At 63.4% G+C, this 18,531-nt stretch carries 14 protein-coding genes; 6 read left to right on the plus strand and 8 right to left on the minus strand.

The annotated features are described in order from the left end of the window. Positions 1-251: 251 nt before the first annotated feature. Together hutI and ftcD are read right to left on the minus strand one after the other, a co-directional pair. Entirely contained in the window at positions 252-1,505 is a 1,254-nt protein-coding gene (hutI, locus tag BUB04_RS12235; RefSeq protein WP_073039903.1) for an imidazolonepropionase, read from the minus strand. Then, complete coding sequence (ftcD, locus tag BUB04_RS12240; protein ID WP_073039905.1) at positions 1,502-2,419, minus strand: glutamate formimidoyltransferase; 918 nt, start codon at positions 2,417-2,419, stop codon at positions 1,502-1,504. Before ftcD ends, hutI begins: the two co-directional genes overlap by 4 nt. 142 nt (positions 2,420-2,561) lie before the next feature. Between ftcD and rarD the strand changes: the two genes are divergently transcribed. After that, positions 2,562-3,491, plus strand: a complete 930-nt coding sequence (gene rarD, locus BUB04_RS12245) for an EamA family transporter RarD (RefSeq protein WP_073039907.1) — start codon at positions 2,562-2,564, stop codon at positions 3,489-3,491. Between the two features lie 85 nt (positions 3,492-3,576). On the opposite strand, the gene hutU is transcribed toward rarD, so the two are convergent. The 6 genes from hutU to BUB04_RS12275 all read right to left on the minus strand — a co-directional run bounded on the left by hutU (position 3,577) and on the right by BUB04_RS12275 (position 10,300). Continuing rightward, on the minus strand, positions 3,577-5,289 hold the full coding sequence (gene hutU / locus BUB04_RS12250; protein ID WP_073039909.1) for a urocanate hydratase: 1,713 nt from the start codon (positions 5,287-5,289) through the stop codon (positions 3,577-3,579). Positions 5,290-5,799: 510 nt separating this feature from the next. Next, complete coding sequence (locus BUB04_RS12255) at positions 5,800-6,951, minus strand: ABC transporter substrate-binding protein (protein WP_073039911.1); 1,152 nt, start codon at positions 6,949-6,951, stop codon at positions 5,800-5,802. A 96-nt stretch (positions 6,952-7,047) separates the two neighbouring features. Beyond that, on the minus strand, positions 7,048-7,785 hold the full coding sequence (locus BUB04_RS12260) for an ABC transporter ATP-binding protein (protein WP_073039912.1): 738 nt from the start codon (positions 7,783-7,785) through the stop codon (positions 7,048-7,050). Next, a complete protein-coding gene (locus tag BUB04_RS12265; RefSeq protein WP_073039914.1) occupies positions 7,775-8,542 on the minus strand; it encodes an ABC transporter ATP-binding protein in 768 nt (255 codons plus the stop codon). Before BUB04_RS12265 ends, BUB04_RS12260 begins: the two co-directional genes overlap by 11 nt. Next, the gene (locus tag BUB04_RS12270) at positions 8,539-9,429 is read right to left on the minus strand and encodes a branched-chain amino acid ABC transporter permease (protein WP_073039916.1); all 891 of its coding nucleotides are present in this window, start codon (positions 9,427-9,429) and stop codon (positions 8,539-8,541) included. The genes BUB04_RS12265 and BUB04_RS12270 overlap by 4 nt, the downstream gene beginning before the upstream one ends. Before the next feature lie 7 nt (positions 9,430-9,436). Then, positions 9,437-10,300, minus strand: a complete 864-nt coding sequence (locus BUB04_RS12275; protein ID WP_073039918.1) for a branched-chain amino acid ABC transporter permease — start codon at positions 10,298-10,300, stop codon at positions 9,437-9,439. 326 nt (positions 10,301-10,626) lie between these two features. On the opposite strand from BUB04_RS12275, the gene mqnB reads away from it, so the two are divergent. The 5 genes from mqnB to BUB04_RS12300 all read left to right on the plus strand — a co-directional run bounded on the left by mqnB (position 10,627) and on the right by BUB04_RS12300 (position 18,297). After that, positions 10,627-11,442, plus strand: a complete 816-nt coding sequence (mqnB, locus tag BUB04_RS12280) for a futalosine hydrolase (protein WP_073039920.1) — start codon at positions 10,627-10,629, stop codon at positions 11,440-11,442. Then, a complete protein-coding gene (locus tag BUB04_RS12285; RefSeq protein ID WP_245795187.1) occupies positions 11,421-12,287 on the plus strand; it encodes a 1,4-dihydroxy-6-naphtoate synthase in 867 nt (288 codons plus the stop codon). The genes mqnB and BUB04_RS12285 overlap by 22 nt, the downstream gene beginning before the upstream one ends. 28 nt (positions 12,288-12,315) lie before the next feature. Beyond that, positions 12,316-13,437 (plus strand): hypothetical protein, encoded by a 1,122-nt coding sequence (locus BUB04_RS12290; RefSeq protein ID WP_073039922.1) that lies wholly within the window; start codon positions 12,316-12,318, stop codon positions 13,435-13,437. 688 nt (positions 13,438-14,125) lie between these two features. After that, positions 14,126-15,850, plus strand: a complete 1,725-nt coding sequence (locus tag BUB04_RS12295; RefSeq protein WP_073039924.1) for a phosphoglucose isomerase-related protein — start codon at positions 14,126-14,128, stop codon at positions 15,848-15,850. A gap of 866 nt (positions 15,851-16,716) precedes the next feature. After that, complete coding sequence (locus BUB04_RS12300; RefSeq protein WP_073039926.1) at positions 16,717-18,297, plus strand: ABC transporter substrate-binding protein; 1,581 nt, start codon at positions 16,717-16,719, stop codon at positions 18,295-18,297. Positions 18,298-18,531: the final 234 nt, after the last annotated feature.

Consider the following 18,531-nt stretch of genomic DNA (forward strand, 5'->3'; position numbering starts at 1 on the left):
TGAAAGGGGAAAGGTTAAAGGCTAAAGGTGAAAGGTAAAGGGTGAAAGGTTGGAGGCGAAAGGGGAATGGGGGATGGGCATAGAGCCCGCTCTTACAAGAGCGCATCCACTCCTTGGGTAGGGGCGGGGTTGATCCCCGCCCGCCAAGCGCGCGATGGATAAAAAGATCGCCCCTTATCTGGTCGCGGGGCTCCGGCCCGCGACTCTTTCACCAGAGGTCCTGCCACCTCCCATCCTTGCCCCTTTCACCTTTAACCTTTTACCTTTAACCTTTCCCCCTTCTTATACACCTGGACCACCGGGTTGACGCCCGCATGATAGGCGATGACCGCCGGGGTTTCTCCTTCCAGGACCAGAAAATCGGCCTGTTTCCCCACGTCCAGGCTGCCCACCCTTTCGGCCATGCCCACGGCGTAGGCGGCGTTCAGGGTGGCCGCGGTCAGAGCCTCTTCCACCGAAAGGCCCGTCAGGAGCACGGCCAGCCCGAAAACGAAGGGCATGGATTCCGTGTAGGACGATCCGGGATTGCAGTCGGTGGCCAGTGCCACCGGAACGCCCAGCTCGATCATGGTTCGGGCCGGAGCGAAGGGCTTTCGCAGGCTGTAAGCCGTGGCCGGAAGCACCACGGCGATGGTGCCCGCCCGGGCCATGGCCTCGAGGTTCGCTTCCGACGCCGCCAGCAGATGTTCCGCCGAGACGGCGCGCACTTCCGCCGCGAGTCCCGCTCCGCCCAGATCGTGGACCTCGTCGGCGTGGATCTTCGCCCCGAGGCCGGCGGCGGTGGCGGCCTGCAGGATTCTTCGGCTCTGTTCGACGGAAAAGACCCCCTTTTCACAGAAGACGTCGCAGAACCGGGCGATGCCCTGGCGCACCACCGCGGGGATCATTTCTTCGATGACCAGGTCGACGAAGGCGTCGCTGCGATCCCGGTATTCTTCCGGCACGGCGTGAGCCCCCAGGAAGGTGGGAACCACGTCCAGGGGCGTTTCCCGGCCGATCCGGCGGATGACGCGCAGCATCTTCAGTTCCGTTTCCGTGTCCAGGCCGTATCCGCTCTTGATTTCCACCGTGGTGGTGCCGAATCGGAGGGCGGAAAGGGCCCGTCGGCGGGTGGCCAGAAAGAGCTCCTCCTCGTCCGTTTCCCGCACGGAGCGCACGGTGGAGAGGATCCCGCCTCCGCGCCGCAGGATCTCCAGGTATTCCACCCCCTGGAGGCGCAGGGAAAATTCCCTTTCGCGGGTGGCGGCGAAGCACAGGTGGGTGTGGGGATCCACGAATCCCGGTATGACGCAGCGGCCCTCCAGGTCCGTTTCCTGATCCGGCACGCACGGATGAAGGCTTCTCAGCACCTCTTCTTCCGGGCCCACGGCTTGGATCAGGCCGTCCCGGCACCAGATGGCTCCCTTTTCCACCACCCGGACCGCCCCCTGGTCCGGGCCCGCCTGGGGGCGTCCCCGATCCACGGGGGTGAAGAGGGTGGCGTTCCGAAAGACCTTGTCGATCATTCCGCATCTCCCCCCAGCATTTCCAGCATCTTCAATTCGATCACCTGGTCGGGGGAAAAGTCGGCGATCTGAAGATAGTAGGCGGCGCTTTCCAGCAGCGCGGCGGCCGGCACCATGCCGTAGACTTCCGTTTCCACCACGGGAACCCCCCACCGCTTGGCCTCCATGCGGATGAGTTCCGTCACCCGGTAGAGGGCGTTCTTTTCGTAGTCCACCACGTTCATGCTCACCTGCACCAGGCCGCGGTCTTCCAGGGCCAGCCCGATGCCCTTCACATGGCACAGCCCCCCGCTGGATGAGCGCACGGCCTTGGCGATCTCCTTGGCCACGTTCACGTCCGAGGTGCCCAGGTTCACGTTGAAGGCCACCAGGATCTTTCGGGCTCCCACCGCCGTGGCGCCCGCCGTGGGATGAAGCTTCGGCTCTCCCACGTCCGGATGCCTTTCCGGCTGGGTGATGGACTCCTTCAGCCCTTCGTACTGGCCCTTTCGGACCACCTCCAGGCGCTTTCTCTCAGGTCGGAGCGCCGCTTCCTCGTAAAAATAGACCGGAACGCCCGTCTCTTCATGGTAGCGCTTCCCGAATTCACGGGCCAGGGCCACGCATTCTTCCATGGTGATGTTTCGAAGCGGCACGAAGGGAATCACGTCCACGGCCCCCATGCGGGGGTGGCCACCCTGGTGCCGGTTGAGATCGATGTGCTCCACGGCCGTCTTGGCCGCTTCCAGCAGGGCCTCCTGGATCGGTTCCGGGGCTCCCGCCAGGCTCACCACCAGCCGGTTGTGGTCCGCATCGGCCCGGTAGTCCAGAAGGGCGCAGCCCCGCCGGCGCCGAAAAGGCTCCACGATGGCCTCGATAACCTCCGGGCGCCTTCCTTCACTGAAGTTGGGTACACATTCGATGATCCGTGCCATGATCTCCGTCCCTTCCTTAGGAGCGATGGTTTTGACAAGGGTTGTGGGGCTGTTCATAATGCCCGCTGGTCCGCGATTTTCAAATTGAGAGAGGGCCTTTGCCTATCATTTCGCTACCTTTTCCGCAAGTGGATCGTGTCCGATGAATGGTACTTTAAAAGGCGAAGCAAGATGGGCTCCCACCGATTCGTCGGGCCTGGGAGGGGTTCTGGCGGCGGGGGCCTTTCTCATCTGGGGAGTGAGTCCCATCTACTGGAAGTGCCTGAGCGATCTTCCGGCTCTGGAGATCGTCATGCACCGGGTGGTGTGGTCCTTTCTCTTTCTCGTTCCGGTGATGACGGTCCTGGGGGGCTGGAAGGAATTCGCCGCCGTTTTCCGCTCTCCCAAGGTGGTGGCCACCCTGGTGCTCACCACTTCGCTCATCGGCTGCAACTGGTTCATCTTCATCTGGGCCGTGAACCACGGCGAGGTGCTCCAGACCAGCCTGGGCTACTACATGAACCCGCTCATGAACGTGGTTCTGGGCGTGGTCTTCCTCAAGGAGCGGCTGCGACGCCTTCAGGTGGTGGCCGTGGTGCTGGCCGCGGCGGCCGTCGGGTATCTCACCCTTGATTACGGGCGCTTCCCGTGGATCGCCTTGTCGCTCTCCTTCGCCTTCGGTTTCTACGGACTCCTTCGCAAGAAGGTGGCCGTGAGCGCCCTGACGGGGCTGGCGGTGGAGATGTGTCTGCTTTCCGGTTTCGCGGCGGCCTACCTGGCCTACCTGTACCACAGCGGCCGGGGAGCCTTTCTCCGGAACGGCCCGGCAATGGATTTGCTTCTCATGGCCGCGGCGCTCTTTACCGCCGTGCCCCTGCTTCTCTTCAACCTGGGGGCGCGCAGGATCCATTTGGCCACGCTGGGATTCCTGCAGTACATCACGCCCAGCTCCTTTTTCCTGCTGGCGGTCTTTCGCTTTCACGAACCCATCACGGCGGTCCAAATCTGGACCTTCGGCCTCATCTGGCTGGCCCTGGCCTGCTATTCGCTGGATTCCCTGGTGGCAGCACGTACCGTAATCCGTGATGAGTGATGGGTGATGGGTGATGGGTGATGGGGGGCACGGGGAATCCCCCTTTTTCCAAAGGGGAGGCAGGAGGGATTCCCCGTGGCGGGGGCTACGGGAACATGTTGATCATGGGAAGCTTGACGCCGCGTTCGCGAGCCACCTGAATCGCCTTTTCGTAGCCCGCGTCCGCATGGCGGATGACGCCCGTGGCCGGGTCGTTCCGGAGCACCGTGGTCACCCGCACTTCGCCTTCGTCGGTGCCGTCGGCCACCGTCACCTGGCCGGCATGGAGGGCGTAGCCGATCCCCACGCCGCCTCCGTGGTGGAAGCTCACCCAGCTGGCCCCGGAGGTGGTGTTGACCATGGCGTTCAGGAGAGGCCAGTCGGCGACGGCGTCGGAGCCGTCCTTCATGGCTTCCGTTTCCCGGTTGGGGGAGGCCACGGAGCCGCAGTCCAGGTGGTCGCGCCCGATGACGATGGGGGCCTTCACGGCGCCCTTCCGGACCAGGTCGTTGAAGATCTTCCCCGCCTTGTCCCGTTCTCCGTACCCGAGCCAGCAGATGCGGGCGGGAAGTCCCATGTGGGCCACCCGTTCTTCGGCCATCTGGAGCCAACGGACCATGCGGGTCTTTTCCGGGAAGGCCTCCATGAGGGCGTGGTCGGTCACGATGATGTCCTGGGGATCCCCGGAAAGGGCCGCCCAGCGGAAGGGGCCTTCGCCTTCGCAGAAGAGGGGGCGGATGTAGGCCGGGACGAACCCGGGAAAATCGAAGGCGTTCTGCACGCCCTGTTTCAGGGCCTGGCCCCGCAGGTTGTTGCCGTAGTCGAAGGCCACCGCGCCCCGGGCCTGCATGTCCAGGATGGCCCGGCAGTGAACGGCCATGGATTCCATGGACATTTGGATGTAGCGCTTGGGATCCGACTTTCGGAGGGCCAGGGCCTCCTCGTAGGGGATGCCCGCCGGCACGTAGCCGTTCAGCTCATCGTGGGCGCTGGTCTGGTCGGTCACCACGTCCGGGATGAAGTTCATGTCCACCATTTTGGGAAGAATCTCGGCGCAGTTGCCCAGAAGGCCGATGGAAAGCGGCTTCTTGGATTCGGCCGCCTCCCGCGCCATGGCAACGGCCCTTTCCAGGTCGTCCACCATCACGTCCAGGTAGCGGGTGTCCAGGCGCCGCTGGATCCGGTGCCGGTCCACCTCCACGCAGATGGCCACGCCCTCGTTCATGGTGACGGCCAGCGGCTGGGCTCCGCCCATGCCCCCCAGGCCCCCGGTCACGGTGATCTTTCCGGCCAGAGATCCACCGAAGTGTTTTTCGGCCAGGGCGGCGAAGGTTTCGTAGGTTCCTTGCAGGATCCCCTGGGTGCCGATGTAGATCCAGGATCCGGCGGTCATCTGCCCGAACATGATGAGCCCCTTGGCTTCCAGTTCGTGGAAGTAGTCCCAGGTGGCCCAGGCGGGAACCAGGTTGGCGTTGGCGATGAGCACGCGAGGCGACGTCGGATAGGTTTTCACGATGCCCACGGGCTTACCCGACTGGACCAGCAGGGTCTCATCGTTTTCCAGCTCCAGGAGCGAACGCACGATGGCGTCGAAGCATTCCCAGTTGCGGGCGGCCTTGCCCGTGCCTCCGTAAACGATGAGCTCATCGGGCTTTTCGCCCGTCTCCGGGTCCAGGTTGTTGCACAGCATGCGAAGCGCCGCCTCCTGGTGCCAGCCCTTGCAGTGCAGCTCGGTGCCGCGCGGCGCCTTGACCGGCCGGGGTTTGCCGCAGCCGATCCGGAGCTCCTTGAGGAGCCTTTCTTTCGGGGTGGTGCTCATGAAGTGGGTCCTCCTTACTCATTTTTGCCTAACGTTCATGGCGGGGCTCGCCACCCCGCATGGATGAAAGAGTCAACCAAGAAGCATCTTCTGTAGGAGCCGGCTTGCCGGCGACCCGGATCGCGGCCAAGGCCGCTCCCACAAGGGGCCGAAAGCACTGTCCTTTCACATCAATCCCCGTCACGGACGGCCCGCGACAACGAAGGATGAAATGCACCTTGGGGAAGCCAGCCCCTGTAGGGGCGAATGATTATTCGCCCCTACAGGCCGCCTTCGTAGGGGCGGGCTTTACGCCCGCCCCCAGAACTCCCCTTGGGAAGGAATCGTCCAACTCCGGTTCTAGAACTCACCGTGGGCGCATTCCAAGTTCCGGGCGCGCCTTTCCCCGAGGGGAATCCCCCCCAACCCCCCTTTGAAAAAGGGGGGAGCCAGGGAATCCGGGCCCGACCCTCCTTTGTAGAACGGTGGAGAAGCGCCTTCTCTCACTCGTCACTCGTCACTCATCACGGACTACGGCGTGATGATCGCCGGGTCCTTCACCACTCCGTAGTAGTGGAAGGCGCCGTCCTGGACGATCTGCACCTGCACGTCTTTGACCACTTCCCCCTCGGGCGTGAAGCCCTGGATGACGCCCGTCAGGCCGTTGTAATTCTTGGTGGCCGCCAAGGCGTCCCGAACGGCGGCGCCGTCGGTCTTTCCGGCCCGGCGGATGGCGTCGCACAGGAGCATGAAGGCGTCATAGGCGGAAGCGCCCACCATGTCCGGTTCGATCTGGTAGCGTTCCCGGTATTGCTTGAGAAACTCCTGAACTTCCGGGCGGGGATCGTCCCGGTTCAGGTTGGTCACGATGAGGAACCCTTCGGCGGCCTTGCCCGCGATTTCCAGGAACTTGGGCGAGTCGGCCCCTTCTTCGCCGAAGATGGTGGCCGTGATGCCCATTTCACGGGCCTGGCTCACGATGGGGCCGGTCTGGAAGTAGTAGCCGCTGGCGAAGATGAGATCCGGGTTCTTTTCCTTGATGGCGGCCAGGTACGGCTTGAAGTCCTTTTCCTTGAAGGGATAGGCCTGTTCGTAAACCAGTTCCACTTCCGGCGCGTTCTTGCTGAGGTATTCCTTGAAGCCCGCGGCCAGGGTGCGGCCGAAGTCGTTGTCGCTGGTGAGCAGGGCGATCTTCTTGGCCTTCAGATTGCTCACCGCCACGTAGGCCGCCGCCCGGCCTTCCACCATGCCCAGGAAGCCGTTCCGGAAGCAGTAGTCTCCGGCCTTGGTGATGTCCGGATGCACGGCGTAGGCGGCGATGAAGGGAATTTCCTCTTCCTGGAAAAGGGGAGCCACGGCCCGGCTGGGGGTGCTGTAGGATCCGCCCACGACGCCCACCACCTGGTCGCGCTGGATGAGCTTCTGGGCGAGCCCCACGGCTTCCTTGCCGTCGGCCCGGTCGTCATAGGCCACCAGTTCCACCTGCTTTCCCAGGATGCCGCCGTCCTTGTTCACCTTCTCCACGGCCAGCTTCACCGAATTGAGAACGCTGGCACCGTCCGCCGCGGCGAATCCGGTGAGCGGGGCCAGCAGGCCGATCTTGAGGGTGTCCGCCGCCTGAACGGCGCCGAACGGGAGAAGTACGAAAGACAGGATCAAGGACCAAAGTGCGACTCTCTTCATCGTTGCCACCTCCTCCACCAATCTTTAGAGACACTCCACGTTGGAATCGTCCTGCGCCCAACCAAAATCAAGGCGCCTCACGGGGCCGTGCCCCGGTCATTGTCGCCGTTCCACCTCTTCCTCGACAAGTCCCAGGTACGCTCTCTGAATCTTGGGGTCGTCCAGGAGATCGTCCGCCGGGCCTTCCATCACCACGGATCCCGTTTCCAGCACGTAGGCGCGATGCGAGATTTCCAGGGACGCCCGGGCGTTCTGTTCCACCAGCAGGATGGTGAGCCCGTGGTCCCGGTTGAGGGACTGCAGAAGATCGAAGACCTGGTCCACCAGCTTGGGCATGAGCCCCATGGACACCTCGTCCACCAGGAGCAGCTTGGGGTCCGAGATCAGGGCCCGGGCGATGGCCAGCTGCTGCTGTTCCCCTCCGGAAAGGGTCTGGGCCGGCTGATCCCGGCGCTCTTCCAGGATGGGAAAAAGCCCGTAGAGCCACCGGAGCCGCTCTTCCAGGGGGATCTTCTTTCTCAGCCCGTAGGCCCCCGTCAGAAGATTTTCATAGACCGACAGCCGGGGAAAGACCCTGGCCCGCTCGGGAACCAGACGAATGCCCTCATGGGCCCGCCTGTGGGCCGGCATGGCCGTGATCTCGCGGCCTCGAAACCGAACGGTCCCGTTCCGGACGGGCACCAGGCCCATGATTCCGTTCAGGATGGAGGTCTTCCCGGCGCCGTTGGCTCCGATGATGGAGACCAGCTCACCTTCCGCCACGGCAAAGTCGGCACCGTGTACCGCCCGAACGTCGCCGTAGGAGATCTCCAGTCGGTTCACCTCAAGCAACACGGGAGCTTCCTCCTCGGCCCAGGTAGGCTTCGATGACCAGCGGGTCCCGCGCGACCTCTCCCGGAAGGCCCTCGGCGATCTTTCGCCCGTGATCCAAAACCACGATGCGGTCCGAAAGTTTCATGGCCACTCTCATGTTGTGTTCGATGAGAAGCACCGAGATGCCGTCCTGCCGGATACGGGCCACCAGATCCATGAGCGGGGCGATCTCTTCCTCGCGAAGGCCGGAAAAGGATTCGTCCAGGAGGATGAGCCGGTACCCCACCGCCAGGGCCCGGGCGATTTCGAGACGCCGCAGGTGGCCCAGGGGGAGCAGCCCCGCCTTTCGGTCCGCCTCATCGGCCAGGCCCACCCTTTCCAGCAGTTCCACGGCCTTCTTTCTCACGGCCGCTCCGGTCCAGCCCCCGAAGGATCGCGCCAGACTCCTGTACCGGTCGACCCCGCAGGCGACGATCACGTTGTCCAGGACCGTCAGGTTGGAAAAGGGCTTGACGATCTGGAAGGTCCGCCCCAGGCCCAGGGCGGCCATGCGGTGGGGCGGCAGGCCGTCGGATCGGATGCCCGCGAAGTGGATTTCCCCCGCCGTGGGAGTGTACACGCCGGATATGAGGTTGAAGCAGACCGTCTTTCCGGCGCCGTTGGGACCCAGCAGGCCCAGGATCTCCCTTTCGTGGAGGTCGAAGCTCACCCCGTCCACGGCCCGAAGACCGCCGAAATGCTTGGCCAGATCCCGAACGCTGAGAAGCACCTTCTTCATCGGGGCGCCTCCTTCCCGGGCATCAGCCTGGAGAAAACGCGCCGCACCAGACTCGCCTCACCCAGCAGCCCGCCGGGCTGAAACCGGATCATGAGGAGCAGGAGCAGCGTGTAGATGAGAAACCGGATCTCCAGAAGAGGTCGGAAGAGCTCCGGGAGGCTCACCAGAATCACCGCTCCCAGCGTCGGTCCCCAGAGCGTTCCCATGCCGCCCAAAACGACCATGGAAAGGAGCATGACCGACACGGGAAAGCTGAAATCTCCCGCGCTGATAAATCGCATGAAGTGGGCATAGAGGGCCCCGCCCAGGCCCGCCATGGCGGTTCCCAGCACGAAGGCCAGCAGCTTGAACCGCACCGGCGAGATCCCCATGCTGGCGGCCGCCGTTTCGTCTTCGCGGAGCGCAAAGCAGGCCAGGCCCGCCCAGCTTCGGGTGAACCACCGGCAGACGAGGAGCACCAAGGCCAGAAAGGCCAGGCACAGGTAGAGGTAGGGCAGGCCCTTCATCTTCACGTGGAAGAAGGTCACCCGGGGGATACCGCCGATCCCCAGGGCACCCCCGAAAAAGGGAACGTAGAGGAAGACGGCCTCCACGATGAAGTTGATCCCGATGGTGGTGATGGCCAGGAAGTCGTCCCGGACCCGCAGGCTGGGAATGCCCAGCAGTAGGCCCACCAACCCCGTGATGGCGATCACCAGCGGCAGGGCGGTCCAGAAGGTGAGGCCCGCCTTGGTGGTGAGCAGGGCCGATGCGTAGGCGCCGATGCCGAAGAAGGCGGCGTGGCCCAGGGAGATCTGGCCCGCGTAGCCCACCACCACGTTCAGGCCGCAGGCGACGATGGATTGAATGGCCACGAGAGTGGCGACCGTGACGACGTAAGCGTTCATGGAAACCTCACCGCGAACCGAACAGCCCTTCGGAGCGCCACATGAGCACCGCGATCATGGCCAGGAAGGCCAGGGCGTCCCTAGGAAGGGGGATGTGGGCGTAGCCGATCAGGAGCGTTTCCGCTATGCCGAGAAGAAGCGAGGCCGCCACGGCGCCCGGAACGGAACCGAGGCCGCCGACCACGATGATGGCCAGGGTCTTGTAAGCCGGCACCGACCCCATGGTGGAATAGACCTGGTTGTAATAGATGCCCACCAGGATCCCGGCCACGGCGGCGATGGCGGAGCCGACGGCGAAGGTGAAACTCACCACCGCGTGGCTGTTGATGCCCATGGCGTCGGCGATGGTCAGATCCTGGGAGACGGCCCGCATGGCCAGCCCGGTTTCCGTGCGCGTGGTGAGAAACCACAAAAAGGCCAGGATGCCCGCCGTGATGCAAAGGATGCCCATCACCGAGGAGGGGATGTCCACTCCCAGCAAATTCAGGGACGGGAAGGGCAGTTCGGCCGGAAAGGTGAGGATGTAGGGGCCGGCCACCAGGCGGCAGACTTCTTCCAGAGCCAGCAGGATGGCGATGCTGGCGATGAGCGGCACGTACGGCGGATACTTCAGCAGGGGAAAGTAGACCAGCCGCTCGATGGCGATTCCCAGCACGGCGCACCCGGCCATAGCGCCCGCGCACCCCACCAGCAGGCTTCCCGACATCTTGAAGAAAAGAAGTCCCAGATAAGCTCCGACGGTGTAGACGGCTGCGTGCGCCACGTGCAAAATGCGCAGGATGCCGTAGACCAAGGTGAGCCCCAGGGTCACCAGGGCGTAGATGGACCCGATGGCCACACCGTTCAGGAGCTGTTCCAGGAAGAGATGCATCAGGGGTTTGTCCTCCCTGAATTGGACGATTCTTTCTCATGGACAGGTTCTGAAGGGCGGGCGTAAAGGCCGCCCCTACAAAAGGGCACGGACCCATTGGGTAGGGGCGGGGTTTATCCCCGCCCGCTAATCACGCGGTGTAAAAGACACCCGAAGAAAAAATCGCTCGGTTTAGGTCCTCGACAATTTTCTTTCACAAGGGCTCGTGCACCATACAGAAAGGCCCTTCCAAGCGTCAAGGTTTGTGAACACTAGTTCATGGGCGGCGGGTTTGACATTTCTCAAGCTGTTTTGATAGGTTGCGCCAACCAAGGGGGCACGGATCCATGACAGGAAACCATCGCGGCCGATGCGACCTGCTCCTGCTGGGAGCGGTGGAATCGGAAATTTTTCCCATGGTGAGTCGCCTGGCTCGTGTGCGCCGCCGGAGCGGGCCGTTCGGGGACACGTGGGAAGGCTTTTGGGGGGATCTCCAGGTGACGGCGGCGGTGACCGGGATCGGCAAGGTGAACGCCGCGGGGGCCACGGCGTGTCTTCTGGAGCGGTGGGCGCCGAGCCTGGTCTGCGTGGTCGGCAGTGCCGGCGCGTATTCCGGCGGGCCCCTTCGGGTGGGGGATGTGCTGGTGGCGTCGGAAGTGGTGGCCGGCGATGAGGGGGTATGGGAATCCCGGGGCTTTCGGTCCATGCGCGCCATCGGGATCCCACTAGCCCACGATGCCGGAAAGCCTCTTTTCGGTCGATATCCCCTGGACCGGAGCCCCTGGTACCGGCGGATTCGAGAAATCACGCCGGTGGGCGCCTTCGGGACGTTTCACATCCGTTACGGTCCGCTTCTCACAGTGGGCATGGTGAGCGGCGATGAAAGGATCGCCTTGGAGCGGTTTTCCCGCTATGATGCGTGGGCGGAAGACATGGAAGGCAGCGCGGTGGCCCAGGTGTGCCTCCGCTACGGCGTACCGGTTCTGCAATGTCGGGGGATCAGCAACCCGGCCGGGGTGCGGGACAAGGCCTGGTGGAGACTGGAGGAGGCCTTGGATCACTGCCACCGGGTCCTCCAAAGGTGGCTCGATGCGGGCCTGCCGGCGGAAGAGACGGAAAACGGAACGGAAGCCCCTCCCTCATGGAATGGACGTTCGCCATGAATCAAGAGCTTTCTCTGGGCTATTCCCCCTGCCCCAACGACACCTTCATCTTCAGCGGCATCGCCCTGGGTCGGGTGGACCGGTCCGGCCTGACGCCCGAGCCTTTCCTGGCCGACGTGGAAGCCCTGAACAAGAAGGCCCGCCGTGGGGACCTGGATGTGACCAAGATCTCCTTCAACGCCCTGGTCCACTGCCTGGACCAATACTGGCTGCTTCGTTCCGGCGGGGCCCTGGGAAGAGGCTGCGGACCGCTGCTGGTGGCCCGAAAGCCCTGCGCCCTGGAAGATCTTCGGAACGCCGCCGTGGCCATTCCGGGGCGGATGACCACGGCCCATCTCTTGTTGGAGCTCCTGGGCGCCTGCGAGGGCCCTCGCCTGGAGATGTCCTTCGAACAGGTGCTTCCGGCTGTGGCTTCCGGAGCGGCGGACGCCGGATTGGTGATCCACGAAGGGCGCTTTACTTATCCGAATTACGGGCTGCATCGGGTCCTGGACCTGGGGGCGTGGTGGGAGGAGACCACCGGGTGGCCGCTCCCGCTGGGATGCATCGTCATCCGCCGCAGCCTGGGCCCCGAGGCGGCACGGCGGGTGGATGAGGCCATCGTGCGCAGCCTGGACTGGGCGCGCCGGCACCAAGCCGAGGCCTGGCCGTACATTCGAGGGCACGCCCAGGAGATGGAGCCGGAGGTCATCCGTCGGCATATCGAAACCTTCGTCAACGATTTCAGCCGGGATGTGGGACCGGAAGGCGAGGGGGCCATTCGGCGCCTGCTGGGGGAGGCGGCCCGCACGGCCGGCGTCCAACTGCCGAATCAGCCGCTATTTTGGGATTCCCGGGAAGAGTGAAAAGACGGCCTGTCCTACGGAGAGGATCATGAACGAAACGAAGACGAGATTCTTTCTCTTTCCTCACAGCGTCTTGTCGGAACCGGCGGCGCGGTGCCTCGCCACCGCGTGGTCGCCGCTGGATTGTCTGAGGATCGTGGAGCCCGCCACTCTGCCGGAGTGGGCTCAGACCTATTGCATTCAGCATGTGCTGGATCGGGACGAGGGGTTCTGGGAGCGCGTGCGGGTGGTGCTTCAGGGATACCGCCGAATGGGAACGGAGTTCGGGGAAGACGGACTCATGGCCGCCCTCAGCCGGGAATGGTCCCTGGGCGGAAGCCCGGAAAGCCGCGCCCACATCCAGACCCTGCTCAAGGGAATGGGCGTGCCCGCTCCCGATCCGTCCGAATGGCTCCTGGCGGAGGCGTGCGTCTTCCTGGAACTGGGCCGGGAGCTGGACCAGCGGGAATTGGAGCTGGCGGGAAACCTCCAGAAGGTGAGCCGATTGGAGGACCAGCTCCTGGAAGCTCTGGGGGCGGACGAGGAGGACGCGGGCGAGCTCCAACGGGCCCTGGAGACCACCAATCCCCCGCTCAGTCCCGAATGGGGCCACTTCACCTATCTGTTGCGCCTGCGGATCGGATTCTGGTTTCGGCTCTTCAGTCGGCTGGCGTTCCAGGGGGATCGGGTGTTGCTCACCGCCATCAACCGGGAAGTGGTGGACGAGGTGTTGGATCCCTTCCAGACGGAACGGGAACGGCGCGGGGAGACGTGGGAGCGCGGAGAATGGAGTCTGCTGGAACTGCCGCGCCTGGATCTCCTGGGTTCGGAGGATTTCGAGCAATTCAGGCTGGCGTTTCAGGACACCGGAGCCAGGGAACATCTGGCCCAGGTCCTGGGAGCTTTTCTCCGGGAAGGAACGGAGGAAAACCGGGAAGCCTTGGCTCGGGCGGCGGAGGCCTTTGAGGAGGCCGTGGGGGCGACCCTGGAAAGGGCGGGCTTTTCCGATAGACGGGGCGGAGTCCGCATGGTGCTCACGGTGCCGTCGAACGTAATGCTTGACGACGTCTGGCGGCGTTTTGACCGCCAGGGGGCGGAAGCGCTGGGCACCGCCGATTCACTGAGGATGCCGGCCGTGTTCCTTCACCTGGAGCCGGGGGACGACTCCTGAGGAGCCTGTCCGAGAACGATTGATTTGCGCTGTTCAATGCCCATTGGTCATCCCCGCGAAGCTTGTCCCCGGCTTGAACGGGGAGCGGGGATCCAGAATTTTCAGTAAGTTATGGACTCCCGCTTGCGCGGGAGTGACGGGTGGCGGAGTTTTCGGACAGCCTCTGAGGGCCTTGTCTGAAAACATGTTTCATCCGACAGCTGGTAAAAGGATTTGTCCTTTGTCGGTAGCCGCAGTGGCTTCAGCCCCGCGGAGTCGCACCATCCGAACGCCTTGAAGGGCCTTGAGAACGAGGTTCGGCTATCTTTTCCCGAGTTTCTCTTTCCGCAGCACTGTCGGCTCTGCACCTCTTGCAAGCGGCCTGAATTGGACGGTTCTTTCTCATGGACAGGTCCTGAAGGGCGGGCGTAAAGCCCGCCCCTACAAAAAGCCCCGGACCCATTGGGTAGGGGCGGGGTTTACCCCCGCCCGCTAATCACGCGGTGTAAGAGACACCCGAAGAAAAAATCGCTCAGATTAGGAGCGGTATTTATTGTAGGGGCGAATGATTATTCGCCCCTACAGACCGCGAGTAGGGTGTATAGGGGCGGAAGGCGCGACGTCATGTTTTGGGGGTACATGCACATTTGGATCAGCCCGGGATCGCACGGGGTGGCGAATCCCGGGAAGAGAAACGGGGGTCGGACCGATGGCAGGTGACATCAAGCTGGAGCTTTTCCCGGGGGTGCTGGACCGCAGTGTGGATGCAGCCGTGGCCGCCATGGCCCGCGACGGGGTCGTGGAGAGGATCTGGCGAAAAGACCACACGATCTGGAAGCCCGAGCCGCGGGAGATCACAAACCGTCTGGGGTGGCTCCACGTGGCCGACGCCATGGAGTCCCGACTGGCGGAAGTGAACGCCTTCGTGGACGACGTCCGTTCCGACGGCTACACCCAGGCGGTGCTCTTGGGCATGGGCGGGTCCAGCCTGGCCCCGGAGGTACTCAGCCGCATCTTTCCCCCTCAGCCCGGATTCTTGCGGCTCACGGTGCTGGACACCACCCACCCGGACGCCATCGCCCGGGTCCGCGATCAACTGGACCTGGAACGAACCTTCTTCGTGGTCGCCACCAAGTCGGGCGGCACGGTGGAGACGATTTCGCTCTTCAAGTACTTCTACAACCTGATGCTGGACGTCTTCCCCTCCCACGAAGTGGGGAGCCGTTTCTGCGCCGTGACGGATCCGGGAAGCGGTTTGGAGGACATGGCCCGCTCCCTGGCCTTTCGGAAGATCTTCCTCAACGATCCGGAGATCGGCGGCCGCTATTCGGCGCTTTCCTATTTCGGTCTGGTGCCCGCCGCCCTCACGGGAGCGGATGTAGGTGAAATCCTTTCCAGGGGGCGGGCGGCGGCCCGAGCCTGCCGGGTTTCGGATCCGGAGACACCCGGCGCCAATCCCGGCTTGTTTCTGGGCGCCGTGCTGGGAGCCGCGGCACGGGCGGGCCGGGACAAGATGACTCTGGGGGTGGATCCGGTTTTCGCCAACCTGGCCGACTGGGTGGAACAGCTGGTGGCCGAAAGCACGGGCAAGGAGGGGCGCGGCATCCTTCCCGTGGCGGGCGAACCCTTGGGGCCCCCGGACGTGTACGGGGACGACCGGCTTTTCGTCTTGGTGAACGAAAGCGGGGCGGCTCGGGCCGACGGCCTGGAAGATCTTCTGAAGGCCGGGTTTCCCTGCGTGCACCTGATCGCGGAAGACCGCTATGATGTGGGGGCGCTTTTCTTCCTTTGGGAATTCGCCACGGCCGTGGCGTCCCATCTTCTGGCCGTCAATCCTTTCGATCAGCCCAACGTGGAATCCGCCAAGGTGCAGGCCAAGAAGATGCTGGAAGCCTATAAGGCATCGGGATCCCTTCCCCGGCTGCCGGTGGCGGCTGAAGCGGAAGGAATCCAGGTGCTGGGGGACGCCCCCGCCGGAGCGCCCGCCCAGGCTCTGAAACGCTTTGTGGAGGATCTTTCGGCGGGCGGCTATGTGGCCATCCAGGCCTATGTGCCTCCCGATGAAGAAACGGATCGAGTTTTGACCTGCCTGCAAAGAGCGCTTCGCGACGGCAGCCGAAGGGCCGTGACCGTGGGCTACGGACCGCGGTTTCTCCACTCCACGGGCCAGCTCCACAAGGGAGACGCCGGCAAGGGGCGTTTTGTCCAAATAACCAACGAAGTCCGTAACGACCTGCCCATTCCCGACGCTCCCGGCGCCTCCGCTTCCAGCGTCACCTTCGGGACCCTCATCGCCGCCCAGGCCCACGGCGATCGGGAGGCGCTTCTGGCGGCAGGCCGCCCCGTGCTCCGTCTCCATGTGACCGGAGACACGGCGGAGGCCCTGGGGAATTTGTGCGACTCCCTGGAGGCTTTTCCGGGGGAGGCCGAGTAGCGGTTGTCCGAAAGCAGCAGACCGTCTTCACCTCTGGCCTGGGAGTTTATCCGAGAATGCTTTTTCCGGCTCATGACCCAAGGGAAATTCCGTTCACTTCGTGCCCGCGGGACTTCAGCCCCGCGGAAAGGGCCATCGCAACTCCATGAAGTGACAGGAAATACGAGATGGTCTATCCAACATCCGGAGGATCTTGCCCAGCCCTGAAGGGCTGCGCTACGAGAAAAAGAGAAAGACGGTCGTCCGTAACGTTCTCGGACTAGCTCATAGGCGCGGCACTCCGCCTCGGGTCCGGCTGATCCTTCGGCAAGCGCTTCAAGGGCCCATCTTCGCGTTCGGTCTCCATTTATCCAGGATACTTACCCATTCAGACAAGGCCATGCCCCCTGGCCGCCGGCCCCCAATGGGGAGCATTTCCTTTTTTTCGTTTCGGAATCTCCGAGTCGGTCCGGGATGGAGCCGGCTGATCCGGTACGTCCCCCATCCTGCCTCCTCTTCGAGTCTTTCCTTCCGAGGACAAGCTTTCCCACCGCCCGGAAATTTAGTGAATGCAAACAAATGTTGTTGATACGATGCCTGTACAGATGTTTCCTGCCTTGACTATTTCACTAGAAAATTGCTATGCCTTGTCTGCACCATCGCACGGTTTGCCCAGTCCGGCGTGGATTCCGCCGCTCAGGACCTCACTCCATATCGCGATAACGCATGGATACAAGCTCGGTGGGCGTTTGATGTCTGGGATGTTGCCGGTCGGGCCCCGGAATGCAGGAATATGGCGAGGGGAATCGGGGGCGTGCCGGTGGTGGGAATGACGAGAAAGCCCGGAGCGATGAAGTTGGATCCTGAGAACTCAAAAGGAGGGTTTCATGTTTAGGCTGAAGGAATTGGAGAAACTGTTGGCTCAGGGCAAGGTCAGCCGCCGGGATTTCATGAGGCAGGTTTCGGCACTGGGGTTGACGGCCGCCGTATCTCCCCTGTTGTTGCCGGGTGGAGCCCTGGCGGAAACCCCCAAGAAGGGCGGGCGGCTGCGTGTCGGCATCTCCGGCGGTTCCACGACGGATTCCCTGGATCCGGCCACCATCACGGACATGATGATGCAGGTCTTCAACACGTCCCTGCGGAACAATCTGGTGGAGATCGACGCGGACAACCGGGCCATTCCCGAGCTGGCCGAGAGCTGGGAGGCCACCCCGGACGCCAAGAAGTGGGTCTTCAAGCTCCGAAAAGGCGTGGAGTTCCACAACGGCAAGACCATGGACGCCGAAGACGTGATTTACTCCATCAACCACCATCGCGGCAAAGACAGCAAGTCGGCGGCCAAGGCGCTGTTGGATTCCGTCGAGGAGATCAAGTCCGACGGCAAGGACACCGTCGTCTTCACCCTCAAGGGCGGGAATGCGGACTTTCCGTACGTTCTGAGCGATTACCATCTGAGCATCTGTCCGGCCGGAACGGACTTCCTGGACGGTGTGGGAACGGGCGGCTACATCCTGAAGGACTACGAGCCGGGGGTGCGGGGATTCGCCGTTCGGAATCCCAACTTTTTCAAGGAGGGTCGGGCGCACTTCGACGAGGTGGAGGTCATCTGCATCAACGACGTCAACGCCCGCACCAGCGCCCTGCAGACGGGCCAGGTGGACGTGATCAACCGCTGCGAACTCAAGACGGTGCACCTGCTTAAGCGCATGCCGGGCATCCAGGTCATGGAGCAACATGGGTTCAAGCACTACACTTTCGCCATGTTGTGTGACGTGGCCCCCTACAACGACAACAACGTGCGCCTGGCGCTCAAGCACGCCATTGACCGGGAGCAGATGGTGAAGACCATCCTGCGCGGCTACGGTACGGTGGGCAACGATCATCCCATCGCCAAGGCCAATCGCTACTATGCTTCTGAACTGCCGCAGCGCCAATACGATCCGGACAAGGCCAAGTTCTATCTGAAGAAGGCGGGACTTGGAAAGCATGTCTTCAAGCTCCATGTGTCCGAGGCGGCCTTCAGCGGGTCCATCGACGCCGGTGTGCTCTACCGCGAAAGCGCCGCCAAGGCGGGAATCGAGATCGAGGTGGTCCGGGAGCCCAGCGACGGCTACTGGAGCAACGTCTGGATGAAGAAGCCTTGGTGTGCGGTCTTCTGGGGCGGACGGCCCACGGAGGACATGATGTTCAGCACGGCCTACGCCGCGGGCGCCCCGTGGAACGACACTCACTGGAACAACAAGCGCTTCAACGAACTGCTGGTGGCCGCACGTGCCGAGCTGGACGAAAGGAAGCGGCGTGAAATGTACGTGGAGATGCAGCAACTGGTGCGCGACGACGGCGGGGTGGTGGTTCCCATGTTCGCGGCGGACCTGTCGGCGGCCACCGACAAGCTTCGCCACGGCAAGCTGGCGGTCAACTGGGAGTTGGACGGTTTCCGCCTGACCGAGCGCTGGTGGTTTGCTTAAGGGGTTTCCCAGAAGGAAATGGCCCCCTTGCCGCTGGAGCCGAGGTGGAGCCCGGACCGGAGAGGTCGATTTTGATGTAGGGGCGGTTCGCGAACCGCCCCTACCATACGGAGGCCATCGCCGGATCGCCCTGAAACCCCTGTGCACGGGCATCCCAGGGCATGGACGGCACCACGCCAAGTCAAACCCCCGGGTCGCATGGCTCCGCCCTGCGACCCGTTTGCCCTGGACGCC

Source organism: Desulfacinum infernum DSM 9756, assembly GCF_900129305.1.
GTDB lineage: Bacteria > Desulfobacterota > Syntrophobacteria > Syntrophobacterales > DSM-9756 > Desulfacinum > Desulfacinum infernum.

Bases quoted from the DNA above. Each gene is read 5' to 3' on its own strand.
- BUB04_RS12265 (WP_073039914.1), bottom strand. From the start codon at position 8,542: ATGAAGAAGGTGCTTCTCAGCGTTCGGGATCTGGCCAAGCATTTCGGC.
- hutI (WP_073039903.1), bottom strand. From the start codon at position 1,505: ATGATCGACAAGGTCTTTCGGAACGCCACCCTCTTCACCCCCGTGGAT.
- rarD (WP_073039907.1), top strand. From the start codon at position 2,562: ATGAATGGTACTTTAAAAGGCGAAGCAAGATGGGCTCCCACCGATTCG.
- BUB04_RS12285 (WP_245795187.1), top strand. From the start codon at position 11,421: ATGGAATGGACGTTCGCCATGAATCAAGAGCTTTCTCTGGGCTATTCC.
- BUB04_RS12295 (WP_073039924.1), top strand. From the start codon at position 14,126: ATGGCAGGTGACATCAAGCTGGAGCTTTTCCCGGGGGTGCTGGACCGC.
- ftcD (WP_073039905.1), bottom strand. From the start codon at position 2,419: ATGGCACGGATCATCGAATGTGTACCCAACTTCAGTGAAGGAAGGCGC.
- BUB04_RS12270 (WP_073039916.1), bottom strand. From the start codon at position 9,429: ATGAACGCTTACGTCGTCACGGTCGCCACTCTCGTGGCCATTCAATCC.
- hutU (WP_073039909.1), bottom strand. From the start codon at position 5,289: ATGAGCACCACCCCGAAAGAAAGGCTCCTCAAGGAGCTCCGGATCGGC.
- mqnB (WP_073039920.1), top strand. From the start codon at position 10,627: ATGACAGGAAACCATCGCGGCCGATGCGACCTGCTCCTGCTGGGAGCG.
- BUB04_RS12275 (WP_073039918.1), bottom strand. From the start codon at position 10,300: ATGCATCTCTTCCTGGAACAGCTCCTGAACGGTGTGGCCATCGGGTCC.
- BUB04_RS12300 (WP_073039926.1), top strand. From the start codon at position 16,717: ATGTTTAGGCTGAAGGAATTGGAGAAACTGTTGGCTCAGGGCAAGGTC.
- BUB04_RS12255 (WP_073039911.1), bottom strand. From the start codon at position 6,951: ATGAAGAGAGTCGCACTTTGGTCCTTGATCCTGTCTTTCGTACTTCTC.
- BUB04_RS12290 (WP_073039922.1), top strand. From the start codon at position 12,316: ATGAACGAAACGAAGACGAGATTCTTTCTCTTTCCTCACAGCGTCTTG.